Below are 18688 nucleotides of genomic sequence, written 5' to 3'. Positions count from 1 at the left end.
CCGGGACTCGGCGCCGCATTCACCTTAGAGCGCCGTGCTTCCTTTCGGAAGCACAAAGGTCGCTCTAACGTCTTGAATCTACGTATCGGCCCGAAAATCGATTCCGATTTTCGGGCCGATACGTAGGTTATTCACCGGTTCAATCATAGGCTTGGCGTTCGCGCCCTGATTTTCCGGAGAGCTGCGGTCAGGCCTTCTTCTGATCCGCGACGAAAGCGGTAAAACCTTCGATGAAAGCCGCGAGATTATGCTTTACTTTCTCGTCGACGATCGTGCCCTCCGCATCGAAGACGCTGCCGGCGCGCGAAACCATCAGCCGGCCACCGAACCAGGCTTCGGCGCCGAGCGTTCGCAGGACGGTCAGCCAGGCATTCTGGCTGAGGATCGTGCCGAAATTGCCGGGCGAGGCACCGAGAACGGCGATCGGCTTGCCGCCGAAGACCTGCGCGATGTCGGTCGAGGGGCGGCTCATCCAGTCGATGGCATTCTTGAAGACGCCGGGAAGCGAGTTGTTGTATTCCGGCGTGAAAAGGATCAGCCCGTCGACGGCGATAGCCAGCTCCTTGAGTTCACGCACCTTTTCCGGGATTCCCTCAGCAGCTTCGAGATCCGCGTCATAGAGCGGTACTCCGTGGATGGTGCGGGCGATCAACTCGACGCCGCTTGGTGCCAGTTCCACGGCGGCGTGGAGCAGGGCCGTGTTGAAAGAGCCTTTGCGCAGGCTGCCGGAAATGCCGAGTATCTTCATCGCTTCCCCCGTTCGTCGTTACAGGAAGACATTTATGGTTCGAACTGCTTCGTCAAGGTCCGAGGGCAATCTTATGCCGCAAGCAACGATTTCAGTTTGACAGCGCTTGCTGCCAAAGCTGTGGGATCGGGATGCGCGCGGATTGCAATCAGCATTTCGGCGAGGCGAATATCGCGCGCGATGGCATTGCCGCGACCGATCCCACTTGCGGCGAGCAGTCGCCCTTGCCCATCCAGATGAAACAGGATGAATGCCCCGTCATCGAGGTCTCGTCTCACATGAACGGTCGCCTCATCCGCCAGACCGGCGATCTGCAGCGTCAGATCATACTGATCGGACCAGAACCACGGCACGGCTGATATTTCAGTACCTTCTCCCAGCATGTTCGCGGCGGCCAGATTTCCCTGTTCCTGTGCGTTTCGCCAGGATTCGAGGCGCACGCGCCTTCCGCCGTAAAGTGCCATCGGGAAGGAGCAGCAATCGCCTGCCGCGTAGATATCGGCAATGGAGGTTTCGAGGTACTTGTTGACGGCAATGCCGTTGTCGACCGAAAGGCCTGCTTCCGCGGCGAGGGCGACATTCGGAGCGGCGCCGATGCCGACGAGCAGCAGATCGGCAGAGATGACTTCGCCGCTTGCCAAATGAATGGCGACTTTGTCAGCGTCTTCCTGCAGGGTTTCGATACTCCGGCCGCAACGGATATCCACACCCTCCTGGCGATGGCGTTCCATTATCACCTCGGCAATCGCTTCCGGCACGCCGCGTTTCAACACCCGAGACAAGCCTTCGATGACCGTGACATCAGCGCCTCGCTTGCGCGCTGTTGTCGCCAGTTCCAAGCCGATGAAACCACCACCGATAATCGCAATGTGCCGGCCAGGATGAAGGTCCGCATGCAACGCCACCGCATCCGCATGGGTCCGCAGCATGCGAACGCGGTGGGAGGTGCCATCGACGCCGGGGAAACCCCGCGCCGAGGCGCCCGTTGTCAGCAGAAGTTTATCGTAGCCAAGTGTTTGACCGTTCACGAGCGTGATTGCCTTCGTGGCGGGGTCGATCGCAGTCGCCGTCGCATCGAGTTTCAGGTCGATGGATTGCTCCCGATACCGTTCCGAAGTGGCGACGAACTTCGGTTCCAATGCCGCAGCCGATCCGCTTTTCGAAAGGGGCGGACGTTCGTATGGAGCCAGCGGTTCGGTGCCGATCAGTGTGATATCGCCCTCAAATCCCTTTTCCCGGAGCGAGAAGGCTGCACGTGCGCCGCATTCTCCCGCACCGACGATGACGAAATGAGTCACAATTGCCTCCTTACAGCCCGATGAAAACGGTGCCGTTTTCGACCTTGACGGGATAGGTCTGCAGATTGACGCAGACCGGGGCACCCTTGGCTTCGCCGGTGCGATAATCGAAGCGACCATTGTGCTTGGGACATTCGATGATGTTGTCCATGACAAGACCATCGGCGAGATGGATCTTCTCGTGCGTGCACAAGCCGTCGGTGGCGAAGTAATCATCCTCGGGGCTGCGATAGACGGCGAAGGTTCGCCCGTCATGGTCGAAACGGATGACGTCTTCTTCGTCGATCGCGTCGGCAGCACAGACCTCGATCCAGTTGCTCATGTTTTCCTCCCTTTACAAGTCCGGTTTATTGAGCGGCTGCGGCTGGAAGTTCGCTGTGGAATTCCTCGCGATAGGGGCGGGCCGTTGGCGGCAGCTCACGCTTCAGAAAATAATCCTCATTGCGCAACTGCCGCAGGAACGCCGGTATCATCTCGCGATAGCCGGACCAGATGGATGGGTTCGGCGCCGGCAGATCGTGCTTGATCATCGCATGGAGCTTCGGCAGCGCGTGATAGGGCACCATCGGAAACATGTGATGTTCGACATGGTAGTTCATGTTCCAATAGATGAAGCGGCTGATCGGGTTCATCATGACGGTGCGGCTGTTCAGCCTGTGATCGATGACATTGTCGGCAAGACCACCATGCTGCAGCAGGCCCGTCAGCACGTGATGCCAGGCGCCGTAGAGCCGGGGGAGGCCGATCAGCATCAACGGCAGGATCGAGCCCATGGCGAATGAGGCCGCAATGGTCACGACATAGATGCCAAGCCAGATGCGGGCGATACGAATGGCCTTCGGCTGCTCCATCTCGGGGATGAAGGTCTTTTCCGCGGCGCTGACCGTGCCGCAAGCATTGCGCAGCATGTCGACGATAGCGTGCCAGGCATCGAGGATGCCGAAGAAATTCAGGGCAAGACGAAAGAGATCCGGAGGCCGCATGACTGATATTTCCGGGTCACGGCCGACGATAACGGTATCAGTGTGATGGCGTGCATGGCTCCAGCGCCATGTCACCGGATTACGCATGATCATGAAGCAGGCGATCTGATAGACCGCATCGTTCATCCAGCGGGTCTTGAAGGCCGTGCCGTGGCCGCATTCGTGCCAGCGGCTGTCCGAGGCAGAACCGTAGAGCACACCATAGGCGAGAAAGAAGGGAACACAGACCCAGGATCCCCAGAAGTAGACACCCAGCGCGGCGAAGACCAGCATACTGCCCAGCCAGGTGATGGTGTCTCGGATTGCCGGGGCATCCGAGCGCTGCATCAGCGCCTTCATGTCTTTGCGCGGCACATCCGTGTGGTACCATTCGGCGGCTGCAAGTCCGGTTTCCGCCGCCTGCCTGCCGCTTGCGCCGAGCAGATCGTAATCCCGCCTGATAATCGTCGTCATTCCTGCCTCCCGCGACCTGCAGCAGCGCACTGCCTTCGATGTCGGAAACGATAGATCGACTTTTTACTTGCCTCAATGCAGGAATGATGGAATCTATCAAAACACATCAAATATCGACGTCATCAATGATGGCATATCTCAGGAGCAACCATGCGTCGCCCCACCATATCGGATCTAGCCAAGGCATCCGGCGTCAGTGTCGCCACCATCGATCGCGTGTTGAACGGACGGCATCGTGTACGGGAAGAAACGGCGCGCCGCGTCTACGAGGCGGCACAGGAAATCGGCTATCATGCCGTCGGTCTGCTGCGTCAGCGGGTGTTCGAGGATCTGCCGCAATATCGATTGGGTTTCGTCCTTCAGAAGCCTGTTCAGGCCTTCTACCAGGCCTTCGCCAAGGAGGTGGTGGCTGCAGCGCAGGCGGTGACCACGGCTCGGATCAATGCTCATGTGGATTTCGTGCCGGCCTCGACACCGACCGCAATCGTCGAGAGGTTGAAGGCGATGGCCGCCCGCAGCCAGGCGATCGCACTCGTCGCGCCGGACTATCCGGCTGTCACGGCCGCGATCGAAGAATTGAAGGAGAAAGGCATTCTGGTCTTTTCCCTGTTGTCCGATTTCTCAACCACCGCGCGCCAGGGATATATCGGCGTCGACAACAGAAAAGTCGGGCGCACGGCGGCCTGGATCATCGCGCGTTCGGCGCGGCGTCCCGGCAAAGTTGCCTGCTTTGTTGGCAGCCATCGCTTCCTTGGTCATGAATTGCGCGAAATCGGCTTTCGCTCCTATTTTCGTGAGAACGCCCCAGAATTCGAAGTATTGGATACGCTCATCAATCTGGACACACCAGAGATCACCCACGAGGCGACGCTGGATCTTCTGAAGAAACATCCTGATCTCATTGGCTTCTATGTTTGTGGTGGCGGCATGGAAGGCGCCATTTCCGCTATTCGTGAGGAGCGGCTGGCCGGCAAGTTGATCGCTGTCGTCAACGAGTTGACACCGGAATCGAGAGCCGCTCTCGCCGACGATGTTGTCGCGATGGCGATCGGCACGCCGCTGCCAGCGCTTTGCAAAGAACTCATGAACCTTATGGTTGCCGGGATCGAAAACGGCGAGGCCGCCGTCCCTGGCCAGAGCTTCCTCCCGTTCGAAATCTTCGTCCCTGAGAACATTTAGCGGAAGATGATGGAATCCCATCATTTCAAGGATAAATCTATCAGGAATGATGGCGAATGCCGATGGATCAAGATCCTGAATCTCGCTAGTTCTTCGCAGACAAGTGCGGCGGATTTGGAATGTTTCTGCGGCCGGACGCCTTGAGGAGGAGTGCCCCACCATGAGTTCTATTCGTTTCGCGCTCAATCATATGTGTGCGCCATCCATGAAGCTGGAATTGTTCTTTGCTGCCGCAAAAGAGCTCGGCATCGATAGGGTGGAAATCCGCAACGATCTTGCCGGGAATGCGATACTGGACGGCACGCCGGCAAAAGCCGTCAAGGAACTGGCCGAACGGCAGGAGATCTCGATCATCTCAATCAATGCGCTGCAGCGTTTCAACGAGTGGAACGACGAGCGAGCCCGGGAAGCGGCGGAGTTGATCGATTATGCGCGCGATTGCGGCGCCAGGGCTCTTGTGCTCGTTCCGGTTAACGACGGTAACGGTCGTGAGCCCGAGGTGCGTCGTACCAATCTTCGCAAGGCGCTTTCAGCCCTGAAGCCGATGCTGGAGGCCGCCGGTATCATCGGTCTCGTCGAGCCGCTCGGCTTCGAGATTTGCTCGCTGCGGCTGAAGAGCGAAGCTGCGGAGGCCATCGAAGAGCTTGGCGCGACATCCACCTTCTGCCTGGTACATGATACGTTTCACCATCATCTCGCCGGCGAGGCCGCAATTTTCCCCAACATCACGGGTCTGGTGCATATTTCAGGCGTTAGCGATCCCGATGTCCCGGTTGCCGACATGCGTGATCCGCATCGCGTTCTTGTCGACGCCGCCGATCGCCTCGACAATGTCGGGCAGCTTCAGACGTTGCTCGCCGCAGGCTATACGGGCCCGGCCTCCTTCGAGCCCTTCGCGCCGACGGTACATGCATTGAAAGAACCGGTTGCCGCGCTCAGGGAGAGCATGGCCTACGTGACGGGCAAGCTCTGACGGCTGCGGTTGTCCGCGGGCAACTTGCCGGCGCTCAATCGTGCGAATGCGTTTCGGGATGGTCTGCGCCATGATCCGAGGGGATCAAGTGCAGGTTGCCAAAGCGCACGCCACGCTGCGTCACCATGCTGTCGGCAAATGTTTTGATTTCGTTGGCCTTGCCCTTCAGCACCGAGACCTCGAGGCAATCATGCCCGTCGATATGAACATGCAGTGTCGAGACTGAAAGATCGTGATGATCATGTTGCGCCATCGTCAACCGGCGCGACAGATCGCGGGTTTCATGTTCATAGACATAGGTAAGGGCTGCGTAGCACTTGGCATCGCCATCGATGGTTGGCTGAGCGCGCGTCACCGCATCGCGGACGAGGTCGCGCAGCGTCTCTGAACGACTGGGGTAGCCGCGCTGAGCACTGATCTTGTCGATCGTTTCGAGAAGATCATCATCGATAGTGATGGTAATGCGCTGCATCCCCTGATCCTCTTCCATGCCGTGGCTTGTGGAAACAGACTAGAGGAAATTTCAGCCCGCTTTGCAATGGTGTCCGGGATTATTGCCGGTCGCGGAAACGACGTTGATAGGTCGGATCGTAAAGCGAACTCTCGCGAAAATCGCTGGCGGCAAGCGAAGGGCCGACAAAAATAATCGCCGTTCGCTCGATCGGCTCCGCCGCCACCTTTTCCTCGATTGTCGCAAGGGTGCCCCGAACGATCCGTTCATCCGGCCAGGACGCCTTGACGACGATCGCAACGGGGCAGTCGGCGCCATAAATCGGCGTGAGGTCCTCAACAACCTTTCCTAGCGCGTGGATTGCGAGATGAATGGCGAGCGTTGAACCCGTTGCGCCGAATTTCTCCAGCGTCTCGTTGTTCGGCATCGGCGAAGCACGCCCGGAAACGCGCGTCAGCACCAGGCTTTGGGCGACCGCCGGAATGGTCAGTTCGCGCCCGAGTGCCGAGGCCGCGGCAGCGAAAGCCGGAACGCCCGGGGTCAGCGTATAGTCGAGGCCGTGCTGCTCGAGCCGGCGGATCTGCTCGGCAACGGCGCTCCAGACAGATAGATCACCGGAATGAAGGCGCGCGACATCCTCGCCGGCATGGGCAGCCTTCAGATATTCCGCCTCGATCTCGTCGAGCGACATCGGTGCGGTGTCGATGATGCGCGCGCCGGGCGGGCAATATTGCAGCAGATCCGGCGAGACGATCGAGCCGGCATAAAGGCAGACCGGGCACTTGCCGATCAGATCCCGGCCACGCACCGTGATCAGGTCGGCGGCGCCAGGGCCTGCGCCAATGAAATGCACTGTCATCGCTCTACCTCATTCTAAATTATGGCTTGATCCACGACCATTGCGTCACCGGCATCGCTGGACGCCAGCCGGTCATGCGGCCGACGGGGGCCGCACGTGCAATATCGATGCGGATCAGAGAACCGCCACGGCGCGCCTGTTCGGCAAGCAAAAGCGCCTCCATTTCGGTCGTCACAGCATTGGCAACCAGTCTGCCGCCGCTCTTCAATTGGTCGACCGCGGCATCGAGCACGCCCGCGTCGCTGCCGCCGCCGCCGATAAAAATCGCATCCGGCGTCGGCAACCCGCCAAGAGCGCTTGGCGCCTCTCCCTCGACAATGGTCAGGCCCGGCACGCCGAAATTTATCGCGTTGCGCCGGATCCGTGCCGCGCGCTCGGATGATGCTTCTATGGCGATGGCACGCAGCGAGGGTTCGGCCAGCATCCATTCTATGCCAATCGAACCGGAGCCGGCGCCGATATCCCATAGCAGCTCGCCGTGATGCGGAGAGAGCGCCGAGAGTGTCACCGCACGTATTTCCCGCTTGGTGATCTGGCCGTCATGCTCGAAAAGCTCGTCGGCCAAGCCAGAGCGCAGCGATAGAATCCGCGCACCTGTCTCGGCTTTGACCTCTGCGCCGCAAATATTCAGATCGTTGATGCCGGAGAGGGTGAAATCATCAGCTTTTTGCCGCGAGATTTTCTCATGCGGGCCGCCAAGCGCCTCCAGCACTATAAGTTCAGATTGACCAAAACCAGAGGCTTGCAGCAAGGCGGCCAGCTCGGCTGGCCCTTCGCTGTCCGACGTCAGCGTCAGGATCTTGCGGCCGGGATGGAGGTGCGGCCGGATGAGATCGATCGGCCGCCCGTGGAGCGAGACAACCGTTGTCTCCTGCAGGGGCCAGCCGAGGCGTGATGCAGCAAGGCTGAACGAAGATGGTGCGGGAATAACAGTCATCTCGTCAGTTGGAATGCGCCGCGAGAGTGTAGCGCCGACGCCGTAGAAGAAGGGATCGCCGGAGGCGAGCACCACCGTCGGCTTGCCGCGGCGGGCAAGGACTGCTTCAACGGATCTTTCAAAGGGCGAAAGCCATTGATGCGTTTCGCCTTTGATTACCGTGCTCATCAACTCGATATGACGGGTTCCGCCGAAGACGACCGGTGCTTCGGCGATCAGTCGCTTCGCCTCATCACCAAGCCCGGCTGGACCGTCTTCGCCGATGCCGATAAGAGTGAGCCAACGTTGAACGGAAGATATCTCAGCCATGGGCAAGGTCCGCATTCTGATCCTTGGCGGCACGACGGAGGCTCGTGCTTTGGCAACCTCGCTTGCCGCTCGTACAGACCTTGACGTTATCCTGTCGCTTGCCGGCAGGACCGCCGATCCGGCGTCGCAGCCTGTCCCCGTTCGCAGCGGCGGTTTCGGCGGTGCGGAAGGGCTTGCTCGCTATGTCAGCGATGAAAAGATCGATCTGTTGATCGATGCTACCCATCCTTTCGCGGCTCGTATCTCCGCCAATGCCGGTCAAGCCGCCGGTCAACGCGATCTTACGGCTTTTGCGTTGCGCCGGCCGGCCTGGGTGTCGGTCGAGGGTGATGACTGGCTCTCGGTCCATAGCGTTGCGCAAGCCGTGGCAGCGCTCGGCGAAGCACCTTTGCGTGTTTTCCTGGCGACTGGCCGGCAGGAGGCGCATCAAGCGAACGCAGCGCCGCAGCACCATTACTGGGTTCGCAGCGTCGATCCCGTCGAGCCGCCGCTGACGGTTCCCAATGTCAGCTATATCCACAGCCGGGGTCCGTTCCGATTGGCGGACGAGCTCGATATGCTGCAACGGAATCGGATCGAGACCATCATCGCCAAGAATAGCGGCGGCGACGCGACTTACGCCAAGATCGAGGCGGCGAGGGGCCTCGGCATCAAAGTGATCATGGTCGAACGCATGGAGACCCCCGGCTTGCCGGTGGTCGAGACAGTGGAAGCTGCGCTCGGTCGGATCGATCATTTCGTCTCTTCCCGGATGAAGCGTGGCGTATAGACGAGATCCGGCTGGCCTTCTCGTGCAATGATACGGGTCTCGGCCGAGCCGATGATGACGCAGGTGGCCATATCCGCTTGAGAGGCTTCAGCATCTGCGAGCCGCGCTAGGGTCATGCGCTCATCGGGTCGGCCGGCGGCCCGGCCAAAGATGACAGGCGTCTCGCCAGGCAACACGTCCCGCAGGATCTCGAAGGCTTTGCCGAGCTGCCAGGGCCGCGCCTTGCTGATCGGATTGTAGAGCGCGATAACGAGACCGGCCGCTGCTACCGCACGAAGCCGGCTTTCGATGAGCGGCCATGGCTTCAGATTGTCCGACAGCGAGATCGCGCAGAAATCGTGTCCTAGGGGGGCGCCGATACGGGCCGCCACGGCGAGCATCGCAGTAATGCCGGGCACGACGACGAAGTCCACGGTCCGCCATTCCGCTGGACCGTGATCGATCGCCTCGCAGACGGCGGCGGCCATCGCAAAGACGCCGGGATCGCCACCGGAGACGACACAGACATTGACGCCGGCCGCGGCTCGCTGCAACGCCACCCTGGCGCGATCCAGTTCCTCGCGATTGTCGGACGCCTGGCGGGTCTGGTCGCCGCGCAGCGTCAGGCGGTCGAGATAGGGGCCATAGCCATAGAATTCATGGGCATCCGCAACCGCAGCCAGCGCTTCGGGTGTCGTCTGTTCTGGATTGCCGGGGCCGGTGCCGATCACATAGAGACGTCCGCTCATGGTCTTGCCTCCCAACCCGGAACCAGAACCAGTGAGAAATATGGGGCTTCGGCATCGTCACGGCTTGCAAGCGGGCGCATCGCACCGTTCGTCATCGTGCCACGTTCAACATAGATGGCTTCTTTGAGCCGGCCTGCAGCTTCGAGTGCGCGGCGGATTTTCGGCAGGTTGCGGCCGACCTTCATGATGACCGCTGCCTGCGTGTCGCCAAGCCGGCGCGCAAGCTCTGCTTCCGCCATGGTTCCCGGCAGAACGGACAACACATCATCCCCCTGCACCATCGGCAAACCGGCAAGAGACCAGCAGCCGGACATGGCCGTCACGCCCGGTATGACCTCGGTCGGGAAGCGATCGGCAAGTCGCACATGCAGATGCATGTAGGAGCCGTAAAAGAGCGGGTCGCCTTCGCTCAACACAGCAACCGTCTTTCCTTCGCGGAGATGCGCCGCCACCATCTCTGCCGAGGCATCATAGAAAGCGGTAATCTGGCTGACATAGTCCGGCGAGTCCTTGTCGAGCTCTGTGGTGACGGGATAGTGGAGCGGCAGAAGCGTGACGTCATCCTTCAGCAGATCGCCGACGATGGTGCGCCCGTTGCCGTTCCTGCCTTGTTTAGCGAAATAGGCGACGACATCGGCGCGCTCCAGCGCCTTGACGGCCTTGACCGTCAGCAGCTCGGGATCGCCGGGGCCGGTGCCGACGCCAATCAATTGGCCAGAGGAGGATGTGCTCATAGGCCCGGCCTCGCCAGGGCATTGAGGGCGGCGGCCGTCATGGGGCTGCCGCCAAGTCTCCCTCGTACGATGGCAAAGGGTACGCCATAGGAGTTCTCGGCAAGCGCGTCCTTGGATTCGGCCGCGCCAACGAAGCCCACGGGCATGCCGATAATAGCGGCAGGTTTCGGCGCACCGTCGCGCAGCATTTCCAGAAGGTGGAAAAGCGCAGTCGGCGCATTGCCGATGGCGACGACAGCGCCGGCGAGGCGTTCGGCCCAAAGATGCATCGCTGCAGCCGAGCGCGTGTTGCCGATCGCCTTTGCGATCTCGGCAGTGCGCGGATCCTGCAAGGTGCAGATAACGTCGTTGGCTGCCGGCAAACGAGCGCGGGTGACGCCACGCGCCACCATCTCGGCATCGCAGAGGATCGGCGCGCCATCAGACAGCGCCTTGCGGGCAGCGCTAACGAAGTCAGATGAGAAATGGAAATGCTGTGCGGCTTCCACCTGTCCGCAGGCATGGATCATGCGGATCGCAACATCGGCCTCGGCGTCGGAAAAGCGCTTGAGATCGGCTTCGCTGCGGATGATCGCGAAGGAGCGTTCATAGATCGCTTCTCCCTCGCGGATATAGTCATAGTCAGGCATTTTTATCCCTGTCGTAAAGCCGTCGCGATTGCGTCCCGGCCGAGCCGTTTAAGACACTGGCGCGCCGATTCGCCAGCAACTTTGTTGTTTCGCACCAGCTCGCCAAGCCGAGCCAATGCCGATTTCAGATTTTCCTTGCCGATATTCACAGCGGGTTCCGCTGACGCGGGTCCATCCAGCACGATCGCGTGGCCATTCGGAACACCTACGATGGCGAGTGCTGCCGGAGAAGGATGCGCACAGCCCTTCGGGCAACCGGACAAGTGCAGTTTGAACGAGCCTTCAAGCAAATCGGGAGCGATGCTGGCGCAGTCAGCGGCGGCCTGCTTGGTCGGGTAGTGCGCGGATGCGCAGGCTCCTGCACCGGAGCATGGGACGATATGATTGGCGGGATCGTCGCCGCGTGTCTGGAAGCCACAGGAGGTGGCAGCCGCGCGAACATGTCCAAGTCTGTCGGCCGCAAGGCCAAGCAACAGCATGCTATGTTCCGGTCCGGTGCGGATTTCGCTCACGCCGCTCTCTTCGGCGACGGCAAGAAAGCGCAAGAGAGCCTGCGCATGGATCTGTCCGAACGAAGGGCGCACTCCAAGCGCATAGCCGCCCGTCGCCAGCGAGAAGATACCGATGGGGGAGATGGATGGCTCGGCTCCAGTCCGGGCGTTGAGGTGCGCCTCCGGCAACTGTCTTCGCAGTTCCGCCGTATCCAGGTCGCGGCCACGGGCTCGAGGTCCAAGACGGCTCAATCGCTTCAGCAACATGACAACACCGTCAATCGCTAGGTCGCCGGGCAATGTGGCAAGCGGTGTTGCGGTCGTCTCTGTTCCAGCGATTGCCAGTGTCCATAGAGGGTCTGCGCGTTCACCGGGTCTGGCGGCCTTTAGCCTGATATCTGCGGTTAGCCCGTCAAGTGTGAGTTGGCCGCCGCCATCGATGATGATGGAGAGCTTCGCCGCTAGCCGCGGCTTGGGAACAAGGCCGTCGATAGCTTTCTGCAATCGCTTTGCAAGCGTGCGCGCGCCCCCAATTTCGGATGGATCGAGGCCGCTGAGGGGCGGCGTCTCGATGGCTATTCCGCTTTGCACTGAAATGCCGGCGCGATCTATGTCGTCGGCAAGTCGCTCCATGGTATGTGAGGCCAGGCCGCGCAATTGCAGATTGCCGCGTGCGGTGACCTCGATCAGGCCGTTACCATGTGTTTCGGCTGCCTCCGCCAACGCACGATATTGAGCAACCGTCAATCCAGGTGTCGCCGGTCGCAACCGAACGAGCAGTCCGTCGCCTGTTTGCATCGGCGTGCTGAGCGAGGGGCAGGCGCCGCGAACCGTCGGTGGCAAGGGAGAAGCGTCGACGCGACCTTCGGCTGGCTCTTGCGAGAAGCACGTGGGTTCATTCACCGTCTGTCCGTTGGCCGCAACCATGAGATTGCCCTTCATGGGACACTTCCTTGCATAAACCGGATCGGCGGGCAAATGATTTGGCTCCGCGCGCTTCATGCCCGATCGTCGAAATCATGGCCCTTGCGCAACAGATAGATGTCCATGATCCAGCCGTGTCTTGCGCGCGCTTCCTCGCGTGTCGAGACGATGCGTTCGGCAACATCGACGAGCCTGCCGGCTATGACAATCTCGTCCTCGGTGCCGAGATAGGCTCCCCAATAGATATAGGCGTCGGGATCTGCGATCTCGCTGAAAGCCTGCTCGCCGTCGAGCATGACGACAGCCGTTTCCGCGATGCCGGGAAAACTCTCGGCGAGCCTGCGTCCGGTGGTAATCTGCACCGGCTTTCCGACGAGATTGAGGGGGATGCGGTGGCTGGCGGTCAGCGCCTGAATGCTGGTGATGCCGGGGATGACGCTGTAGTCGAGCGCGACCTGGCTGCGCGCGGCAACGCGCTCGATGATGCGCAGCGTGCTGTCGTAAAGGCCGGGGTCGCCCCAGACGAGGAAGGCAGCGCTTTCGTCTTCCGTCAGATGTTCGAGGAAAAGCCGTTCGTAGATGGTTGAAATCTCTTCATGCCATTCATCGACGCCTTGCACGTAGCTGCGGTCCGCCGTGCGGCGCGACGGCACATCATAGCCGATGAAACGTGTTGCGTTGTTGGTGACGTAACGCGCGCAAATATCCTTGCGGACATCGGCGAGTTCAGCCTTCGCCGCGCCCTTGCTGGGGATGAAAATGACATCGGTGCCATTCAGCGCATTGATCGCCTGCACAGTCATATGTTCGGGATTTCCAGTGCCGATACCGACGATATGAATGTGCCGCATATGCTGATCCTTATTTTCAGCGCTGTTTGCCGGAAGAGGCAGCCCGTTTCAAGGGCATGGCTATGAGATTGGTCGCACGGACCTAAGCCTGTCGCTCGAAGGCCCAGCGGTTGATCGTATAGGCACGCGGCGAAGCGCCGAGCATGCGCCGGAACATGGTGGTGAAAGCCGCAACGCTTTCGTAGCCCGCTTCGAGCGCGACATTGGTTACGGGAGCGCCGCCTGCCAGGCGCGGCAGGCAGGCGAAAACGCTTGCCTGCTGGCGCCAGGTGGTGAAGCTGATGCCGGTTTCCTTGCGGAACTGGCGGGTGAAAGTCCGTCGGCTCATCGCGAGTTTTTCGGCCCAATCGTCCAGCCGGGCGTTGGGGGATGGATTGGCAAGATAGTCCCGGCAAAGCGCGGTCAGCCGGCGGTCGGAAGGGAAGGGCAGGCCGAGCGGACGCTCCGGCAATGTGGTGATTTCCTCGACAAGCAGCGAGAGCACCAGTTTGGCCTTTCGATGACTGACCGGCGCCTCCCGCAGCCGGATCGCTTCCAGCAGCAGGCTACGGGCAAGATCCGTTACTTCGACGACGCGCGGAGCCTCATCCTTCTGAGACTGGCTGCGTGGCGCGACGTAGACGGATTTCATGCTGACATCGCTCAGGATCTCGATGGAATGCTCCAGCCCGACAGGGATGAAAAGGGCATGGCCCGGCGGCACCATCCAGCGACCGCGCGCGGTCATAATCAGGGCGACCCCGGAGAAAATGCAGAGCAATTGCGTACGGCGATGATGGTGCCACGGAACGGTGTAGCCACGCGGCGGCTCGGCGCTGTGAACCAGCACATCCGCATCCGAATCCTCCATCCAGCGCATGTTCCGGACATGCACGTCGTCGAGGGTTGCCAGCAATTGCTTCGACAGCTTTTCCATAATGGCCCGATCGAGAAACTATTGGACCAAAACACGAAAGAAGGTCACCCGCAAGCCGTGTAAAAGGCGGATCGATCAATTTGGCTGGCAAGACCGCCGGCGCTGGAAGGATTCCCCCATGGTTGCCGCGTTTTCGGGTGCGCAAACCCGCTTCGAGAAGACAACGCTCTCGGTCGTCATTGCTGTCAGCACCTGCCATCTGCTGAATGATATCATGCAATCCCTGCTGACATCGCTCTATCCGATGTTCAGAGAAAATTACGCGCTCGATTTCGTGCAGATCGGCCTGCTGACGATGATGTTCCAGATCACGGCGTCGCTGCTGCAGCCGGTGGTTGGTATCGTCACCGATAAATGGCCCATGCCCTATTCGCTGCCTGTCGGCATGATCAGCACGTTTTCGGGGCTCGTGCTTCTAGGCTATGCTGGCAGCTTCCCCATGCTGCTCGTCGCTGCCTGCCTGATCGGGTTCGGCTCGGCGGTCTTCCACCCGGAAGCATCGCGCGTGGCGCGTCTCGCATCCGGAGGTCGTCATGGTCTCGCCCAGTCGCTGTTCCAGCTTGGCGGCAATGCCGGCTCGGCAATCGGCCCGCTGATCGCAGCCTTCTTTGTTATTCAGCACGGCCAGAAAAGTGTTGCCTGGCTTTCGGTGCTGGCCGTCATCGGCTTCATCGTTCTGAGCTGGGTCGGCACCTGGTACATCAACCATCGCCGCGCGCAGGCTGCCCGTCCCGCGCCGAACCGCACTTTGCCGATCGCACGCAACAAGGCGATGTGGGCACTCGCAATCCTCATCCTGCTGACGGCGACCAAGAACGTCTATATGGCGAGCATCTCGAGCTATTTCACCTTCTATGTCATCGAAAAGTTCCATCTCGACGTTCGTGAGGCGCAGCTGATGCTGTTCCTGTTCCTCGGATCGGTTGCTGCCGGTACGATCATGGGCGGCCCGGTCGGCGATCGCCTTGGCGCACGTTTCGTGATCTGGTTCTCGATCCTCGGCGTCATTCCCTTCGCGTTGCTGATGCCCTATGCGGACCTGTTCTGGACCTGCGTCCTGACCGTCATAATCGGGCTCGTTTTCGCCTCGGCATTCCCGGCAATCGTGGTGTTCGCGCAAGAATTGATCCCCGGCCGCGTTGGATTGATCGGCGGTATTTTCTTCGGCTTTGCCTTCGGGGCCGGTGGCCTCGGTGCGGCGGCCCTTGGGGAGTTCGCCGATACCCATGGTATCGCCTTCGTCTACGCGATCTGCTCGTATCTGCCTTTGCTCGGTCTGTTCACGATCTTCCTGCCGCGCATTCCAAGGCATTGATCGAGAGCTGGCGCGTGGTGAGCGCGCCGGTTATCCGCTTCCCGCAGAATTCGCCTCAACACCAAAAGGGCCGTATCCTCGCGGATACGGCCCTTGTTTGCATGCAATCGGGCTAAGCAGGATCAGGCGTAGCGGCTGATCGCAAGATCCGTCGCGTCGATGTCCGGCTTGCGGCCGCTGACGAGATCGCTAATGACCCGCGCCGAGCCGGAGCTCATCGTCCATCCAAGCGTGCCGTGTCCGGTGTTGAGGAACAGTCCCTTGATCTTCGTCGGTCCGATCACCGGCGTTCCATCCGGCGTCATCGGTCGCAGGCCCGACCAGAAGGAGGCCTTGGCGACATCGCCGCCGGGGAAAAGATCGGTGACGGAATGTTCGAGTGTCTGCCGCCGGGCAAGGCCGAGATCGTTGGTATAGCCGGAGATTTCAGCCATGCCGCCGACGCGGATGCGATCGCCGAGGCGGGTGATCGCGATCTTGTAGGTTTCGTCCATGACCGTCGATTCCGGCGAACGCGAGGGGTCGGTGATCGGGATCGTCAGCGAATAGCCCTTGACCGGATAGACCGAAAGCTTGATGCCGAGGGGCCTGAGCATGATCGGCGAGTAGCTGCCGAGCGCGACGACAACGGCGTCCCCATCCACACGACCGCGATCGGTCACGACGCCGCGAACCTGACCACCCTGTACGTCGAGACCCTTGATGGTGGTCCCATACTGGAAGCGCACGCCGAGTTCGACCGCCTTGGCGGCAAGCGCATTGGTGAATTTGAAGCAATCGCCGGTCTCATCCTTCGGCGTCAGCAGGCCGCCAACGATCTTTTCGCGAACATGCCGCAAGGCCGGCTCGACGCGGATGCAGCCCTCGGGATCGAGCACTTCATAGGGAATACCGTCGGCGGCCAGAGCCTTGACGTCCTTGGCGGAGGCATCGAGCTGCTGTTGCGTACGGAAAAGCTGCAGCGTGCCCTGCATGCGCTCGTCATAGGCTATGCCGGTTTCCTCACGCACTTGAGCGAGCGAGGTGCGGCTATAATCGGCAAGACGCAGCATTCGGCTCTTGTTGATCGCGTAACGCTCCGACGTGCAGTTCGATAGCATCTTCACGAGCCAGGACAGCATCGCGCCATCGACCTTGGGGCGAAGGATGAGCGGTGCGTGATGCATGAACAGCCACTTGACCGCTTTCATTGGAATACCGGGCGCGGCCCATGGCGAGCAATAGCCGAAGGACACTTCGCCCGCATTGGCAAAACTCGTTTCCAGCGCCGGCCCCTGCTGCCGGTCGATGACCGTGACCTCGTGGCCTGCCTTGGCGAGTTGATAGGCAGATGTGACGCCGACGATGCCGGCCCCCAGAACGACGACTTTCATGATGTCCTCAGTGAATTGAGCAATAGGAAGGTCAGCGGTATTGCCTGGTGTAGCGATCGCCGAGACTGGTTAGGATTTCGTAGGAAATCAAGCCGGCGTCCCGGGCGAGATCATCGATCGTTTGATGGTCTCCCAAAACTTCCACCAGGCTACCCAACGACAGGGTTCCTTCGGGCAGGGCGCTGATATCGATTGTCATGCTGTCCATGGACACACGGCCAACGATCGGTAGCCGCACGCCGTTGTAATAGACCGATCCGCGGTCGCTGAGGCTGCGGGGAAGGCCATCGGCGTAGCCGGCAGCGACCGTTGCAAGCCGGGTTTCCGCTTTCGTCACGTGCACGCCGCCATAGCCGACACGAGCGCCGGCCGGAACGGTTCTTGTCTGGACGACGGCAACATCGAGCCGCACGACGGGTTCCATCGGATTGGCTACGCCGCCGGTCGGGGCGCCGCCATAGAGTGCAATACCTGGCCGTGCCAATACGCCGTGAAAATCACCGCCGAGGAAGATGCCGCCGGAATTGGCGAAGGAGAGATCATAGCCCCCAAATTCCTCGGCGACGCGGCCCATCTCGGCAAGCTGATCACCGTTCTGAACGTTGTCGGTCTCGTCTGCGGACGCCAGATGGCTCATAATGAACAGGATATCGAGATGGTCGGTAGCAGCAAGGTGAGCTGCGACGGCAGCTCTGTCTTCCGCAGGGATGCCGAGCCGCGACATGCCGGTATCGAATTGCAAAGCAGCGGGAAGCTTGCGCTGCAGAGCGCGGGCGGTTTCTGACCACAGTCGCAGTTGCTCAAGGGAATTGACGACCGGAATGAAGCCGCCTTCCGCACAGGCCGTTTCGTTGCCAGGCAACAGGCCGTTCAGCACGAAGATCGACGCATCGCGCGGCAGATGCGGGCGCAGCCGTAAGGCTTCGACGAAGTGCGCGACGAAGAAGTCACGGCACCCGCGTCCATAGAGGGTCTTGGAGACCCGGTCCGCTCCGAGTCCGTAGGAATCCGCCTTGACGACGGCTGCGGCACGCGCCGGCGCAATGATGGATGAGAGCTTGTCGTAATTTCTGCACAGAGCGGTCAGATCGATTGTCAGATAACCGCAAGCACCGCTGTCGATCGTCAGTTTTGACGTCCGCGAATCCACTAAACCGCCGTCCATGTCCACCCTCGCTTTTCCGCGGCGAGATTATTGAAATGATCGTGAAATTACCCATCAAACAGTGATTGATTATTGTGTAGTTGCAAGAATATTGAAAGAAACGGCGAATTTTTGAAAGAATCCACATGACGGCTCTCGATGCCATCGACCGTAATATTCTTCGGCTGCTGCGCCTCGATGCGCGCGTCAGCAATGCCAGCCTGGCGAGCGAGGTCGGGCTATCGCCATCCGCCTGTTTACGGCGCATCAAATTGATGGAGCAGGCGGGCGTGATCCGCGGCTATACCGCACTGGTGGACACGTCGCAGGCCGAAGCGGCGATAGCTGTCATCATCAACATCACGCTTGAGCGGCAGACGGAAGATCACCTCGATCGTTTCGAGGCGGCCGTCCGCAAACATCCCGAGATTCGCGAGTGTTTTCTGATGACAGGCGGCTCCGATTACCTGCTCCGCGTCGAGGTTGCTACGGCTGGCGACTTCGAGCGCATTCACAAGGAAATCCTCTCGGCATTGCCGGGGGTGCTGCGGATCCATTCGAGCTTCTCGATCCGCAACGTGCTTGCGACACGGCCGAAAAATCTGCGGTGAACAAGCGAATTCC

20 protein-coding genes are annotated in these 18688 nt (G+C 60.4%); 5 read left to right on the top strand and 15 right to left on the bottom strand.

Annotation, left to right across the window (positions count from 1 at the left end; translation table 11 throughout):
* Nucleotides 1-187: 187 nt before the first annotated feature.
* The 4 genes from ACIQJ2_RS02355 to ACIQJ2_RS02340 all read right to left on the bottom strand — a co-directional run bounded on the left by ACIQJ2_RS02355 (nt 188) and on the right by ACIQJ2_RS02340 (nt 3482).
* Nucleotides 188-748, bottom strand: a complete 561-nt coding sequence (locus tag ACIQJ2_RS02355; protein ID WP_400666044.1) for an NADPH-dependent FMN reductase — start codon at nt 746-748, stop codon at nt 188-190.
* A gap of 71 nt (nt 749-819) precedes the next feature.
* A complete protein-coding gene (locus ACIQJ2_RS02350; RefSeq protein ID WP_400666046.1) occupies nt 820-2046 on the bottom strand; it encodes an NAD(P)/FAD-dependent oxidoreductase in 1227 nt (408 codons plus the stop codon).
* A gap of 10 nt (nt 2047-2056) precedes the next feature.
* A complete protein-coding gene (locus tag ACIQJ2_RS02345) occupies nt 2057-2368 on the bottom strand; it encodes a MocE family 2Fe-2S type ferredoxin (RefSeq protein ID WP_075855758.1) in 312 nt (103 codons plus the stop codon).
* 25 nt (nt 2369-2393) lie between these two features.
* The gene (locus tag ACIQJ2_RS02340; protein ID WP_400666049.1) at nt 2394-3482 is read right to left on the bottom strand and encodes a fatty acid desaturase family protein; all 1089 of its coding nucleotides are present in this window, start codon (nt 3480-3482) and stop codon (nt 2394-2396) included.
* 150 nt (nt 3483-3632) lie between these two features.
* Here ACIQJ2_RS02340 and ACIQJ2_RS02335 point away from each other — a divergent pair, with 150 nt between their 5' ends.
* Nucleotides 3633-4661, top strand: coding sequence for a LacI family DNA-binding transcriptional regulator (locus ACIQJ2_RS02335; RefSeq protein ID WP_400666051.1), 1029 nt, complete (start codon nt 3633-3635; stop codon nt 4659-4661).
* Between the two features lie 160 nt (nt 4662-4821).
* Nucleotides 4822-5634, top strand: coding sequence for a TIM barrel protein (locus ACIQJ2_RS02330; protein ID WP_400666053.1), 813 nt, complete (start codon nt 4822-4824; stop codon nt 5632-5634).
* Between the two features lie 34 nt (nt 5635-5668).
* On the opposite strand, the gene nikR is transcribed toward ACIQJ2_RS02330, so the two are convergent.
* The 3 genes from nikR to cbiE all read right to left on the bottom strand — a co-directional run bounded on the left by nikR (nt 5669) and on the right by cbiE (nt 8190).
* The gene (gene nikR, locus ACIQJ2_RS02325; protein WP_199149790.1) at nt 5669-6106 is read right to left on the bottom strand and encodes a nickel-responsive transcriptional regulator NikR; all 438 of its coding nucleotides are present in this window, start codon (nt 6104-6106) and stop codon (nt 5669-5671) included.
* A gap of 79 nt (nt 6107-6185) precedes the next feature.
* Nucleotides 6186-6944: a precorrin-4 C(11)-methyltransferase gene (gene cobM, locus ACIQJ2_RS02320; protein ID WP_199149791.1), complete on the bottom strand. Its 759-nt coding sequence runs from the start codon at nt 6942-6944 to the stop codon at nt 6186-6188.
* Between the two features lie 19 nt (nt 6945-6963).
* The gene (cbiE, locus tag ACIQJ2_RS02315; protein ID WP_400666055.1) at nt 6964-8190 is read right to left on the bottom strand and encodes a precorrin-6y C5,15-methyltransferase (decarboxylating) subunit CbiE; all 1227 of its coding nucleotides are present in this window, start codon (nt 8188-8190) and stop codon (nt 6964-6966) included.
* Here cbiE and ACIQJ2_RS02310 point away from each other — a divergent pair.
* Nucleotides 8189-8959: a cobalt-precorrin-6A reductase gene (locus ACIQJ2_RS02310; protein WP_400666057.1), complete on the top strand. Its 771-nt coding sequence runs from the start codon at nt 8189-8191 to the stop codon at nt 8957-8959. The genes cbiE and ACIQJ2_RS02310 overlap by 2 nt on opposite strands.
* Here the strand turns inward: ACIQJ2_RS02310 and ACIQJ2_RS02305 are convergent.
* The 6 genes from ACIQJ2_RS02305 to ACIQJ2_RS02280 all read right to left on the bottom strand — a co-directional run bounded on the left by ACIQJ2_RS02305 (nt 8923) and on the right by ACIQJ2_RS02280 (nt 14232).
* Entirely contained in the window at nt 8923-9687 is a 765-nt protein-coding gene (locus ACIQJ2_RS02305) for a precorrin-3B C(17)-methyltransferase (protein ID WP_400666061.1), read from the bottom strand. The genes ACIQJ2_RS02310 and ACIQJ2_RS02305 overlap by 37 nt on opposite strands.
* Nucleotides 9684-10421 (bottom strand): precorrin-2 C(20)-methyltransferase, encoded by a 738-nt coding sequence (locus tag ACIQJ2_RS02300; protein WP_400666065.1) that lies wholly within the window; start codon nt 10419-10421, stop codon nt 9684-9686. Before ACIQJ2_RS02300 ends, ACIQJ2_RS02305 begins: the two co-directional genes overlap by 4 nt.
* Entirely contained in the window at nt 10418-11050 is a 633-nt protein-coding gene (locus tag ACIQJ2_RS02295; RefSeq protein WP_400666067.1) for a precorrin-8X methylmutase, read from the bottom strand. The genes ACIQJ2_RS02300 and ACIQJ2_RS02295 overlap by 4 nt, the downstream gene beginning before the upstream one ends.
* Before the next feature lie 2 nt (nt 11051-11052).
* Nucleotides 11053-12483, bottom strand: coding sequence for a precorrin-3B synthase (cobG, locus tag ACIQJ2_RS02290; RefSeq protein ID WP_400666069.1), 1431 nt, complete (start codon nt 12481-12483; stop codon nt 11053-11055).
* 56 nt (nt 12484-12539) lie between these two features.
* Entirely contained in the window at nt 12540-13316 is a 777-nt protein-coding gene (cobF, locus tag ACIQJ2_RS02285) for a precorrin-6A synthase (deacetylating) (protein WP_400666071.1), read from the bottom strand.
* Between the two features lie 82 nt (nt 13317-13398).
* Nucleotides 13399-14232: an AraC family transcriptional regulator gene (locus tag ACIQJ2_RS02280; RefSeq protein WP_400666073.1), complete on the bottom strand. Its 834-nt coding sequence runs from the start codon at nt 14230-14232 to the stop codon at nt 13399-13401.
* Nucleotides 14233-14350: 118 nt separating this feature from the next.
* Here ACIQJ2_RS02280 and ACIQJ2_RS02275 point away from each other — a divergent pair, with 118 nt between their 5' ends.
* Nucleotides 14351-15547 carry an MFS transporter gene (locus ACIQJ2_RS02275; protein WP_199150746.1) on the top strand — a complete coding sequence of 399 codons (1197 nt, stop codon included), beginning with the start codon at nt 14351-14353 and terminating at the stop codon, nt 15545-15547.
* Nucleotides 15548-15669: 122 nt separating this feature from the next.
* On the opposite strand, the gene ACIQJ2_RS02270 is transcribed toward ACIQJ2_RS02275, so the two are convergent.
* Both ACIQJ2_RS02270 and alr read right to left on the bottom strand, forming a co-directional pair.
* Complete coding sequence (locus ACIQJ2_RS02270; RefSeq protein WP_400666076.1) at nt 15670-16920, bottom strand: D-amino acid dehydrogenase; 1251 nt, start codon at nt 16918-16920, stop codon at nt 15670-15672.
* A 31-nt stretch (nt 16921-16951) separates the two neighbouring features.
* Nucleotides 16952-18085, bottom strand: a complete 1134-nt coding sequence (gene alr / locus ACIQJ2_RS02265; RefSeq protein WP_400666078.1) for an alanine racemase — start codon at nt 18083-18085, stop codon at nt 16952-16954.
* A gap of 125 nt (nt 18086-18210) precedes the next feature.
* Between alr and ACIQJ2_RS02260 the strand changes: the two genes are divergently transcribed.
* The gene (locus ACIQJ2_RS02260) at nt 18211-18675 is read left to right on the top strand and encodes an Lrp/AsnC family transcriptional regulator (protein ID WP_199150749.1); all 465 of its coding nucleotides are present in this window, start codon (nt 18211-18213) and stop codon (nt 18673-18675) included.
* The last annotated feature ends 13 nt before the right edge of the window (nt 18676-18688 follow it).

Source organism: Rhizobium sp. NPDC092011, assembly GCF_044756305.1.
In the GTDB taxonomy this organism is placed as follows: domain Bacteria; phylum Pseudomonadota; class Alphaproteobacteria; order Rhizobiales; family Rhizobiaceae; genus Rhizobium.
Note: the sequence above shows the minus strand (reverse complement) of the source record. Positions and strands in the feature narration are given on the sequence as shown.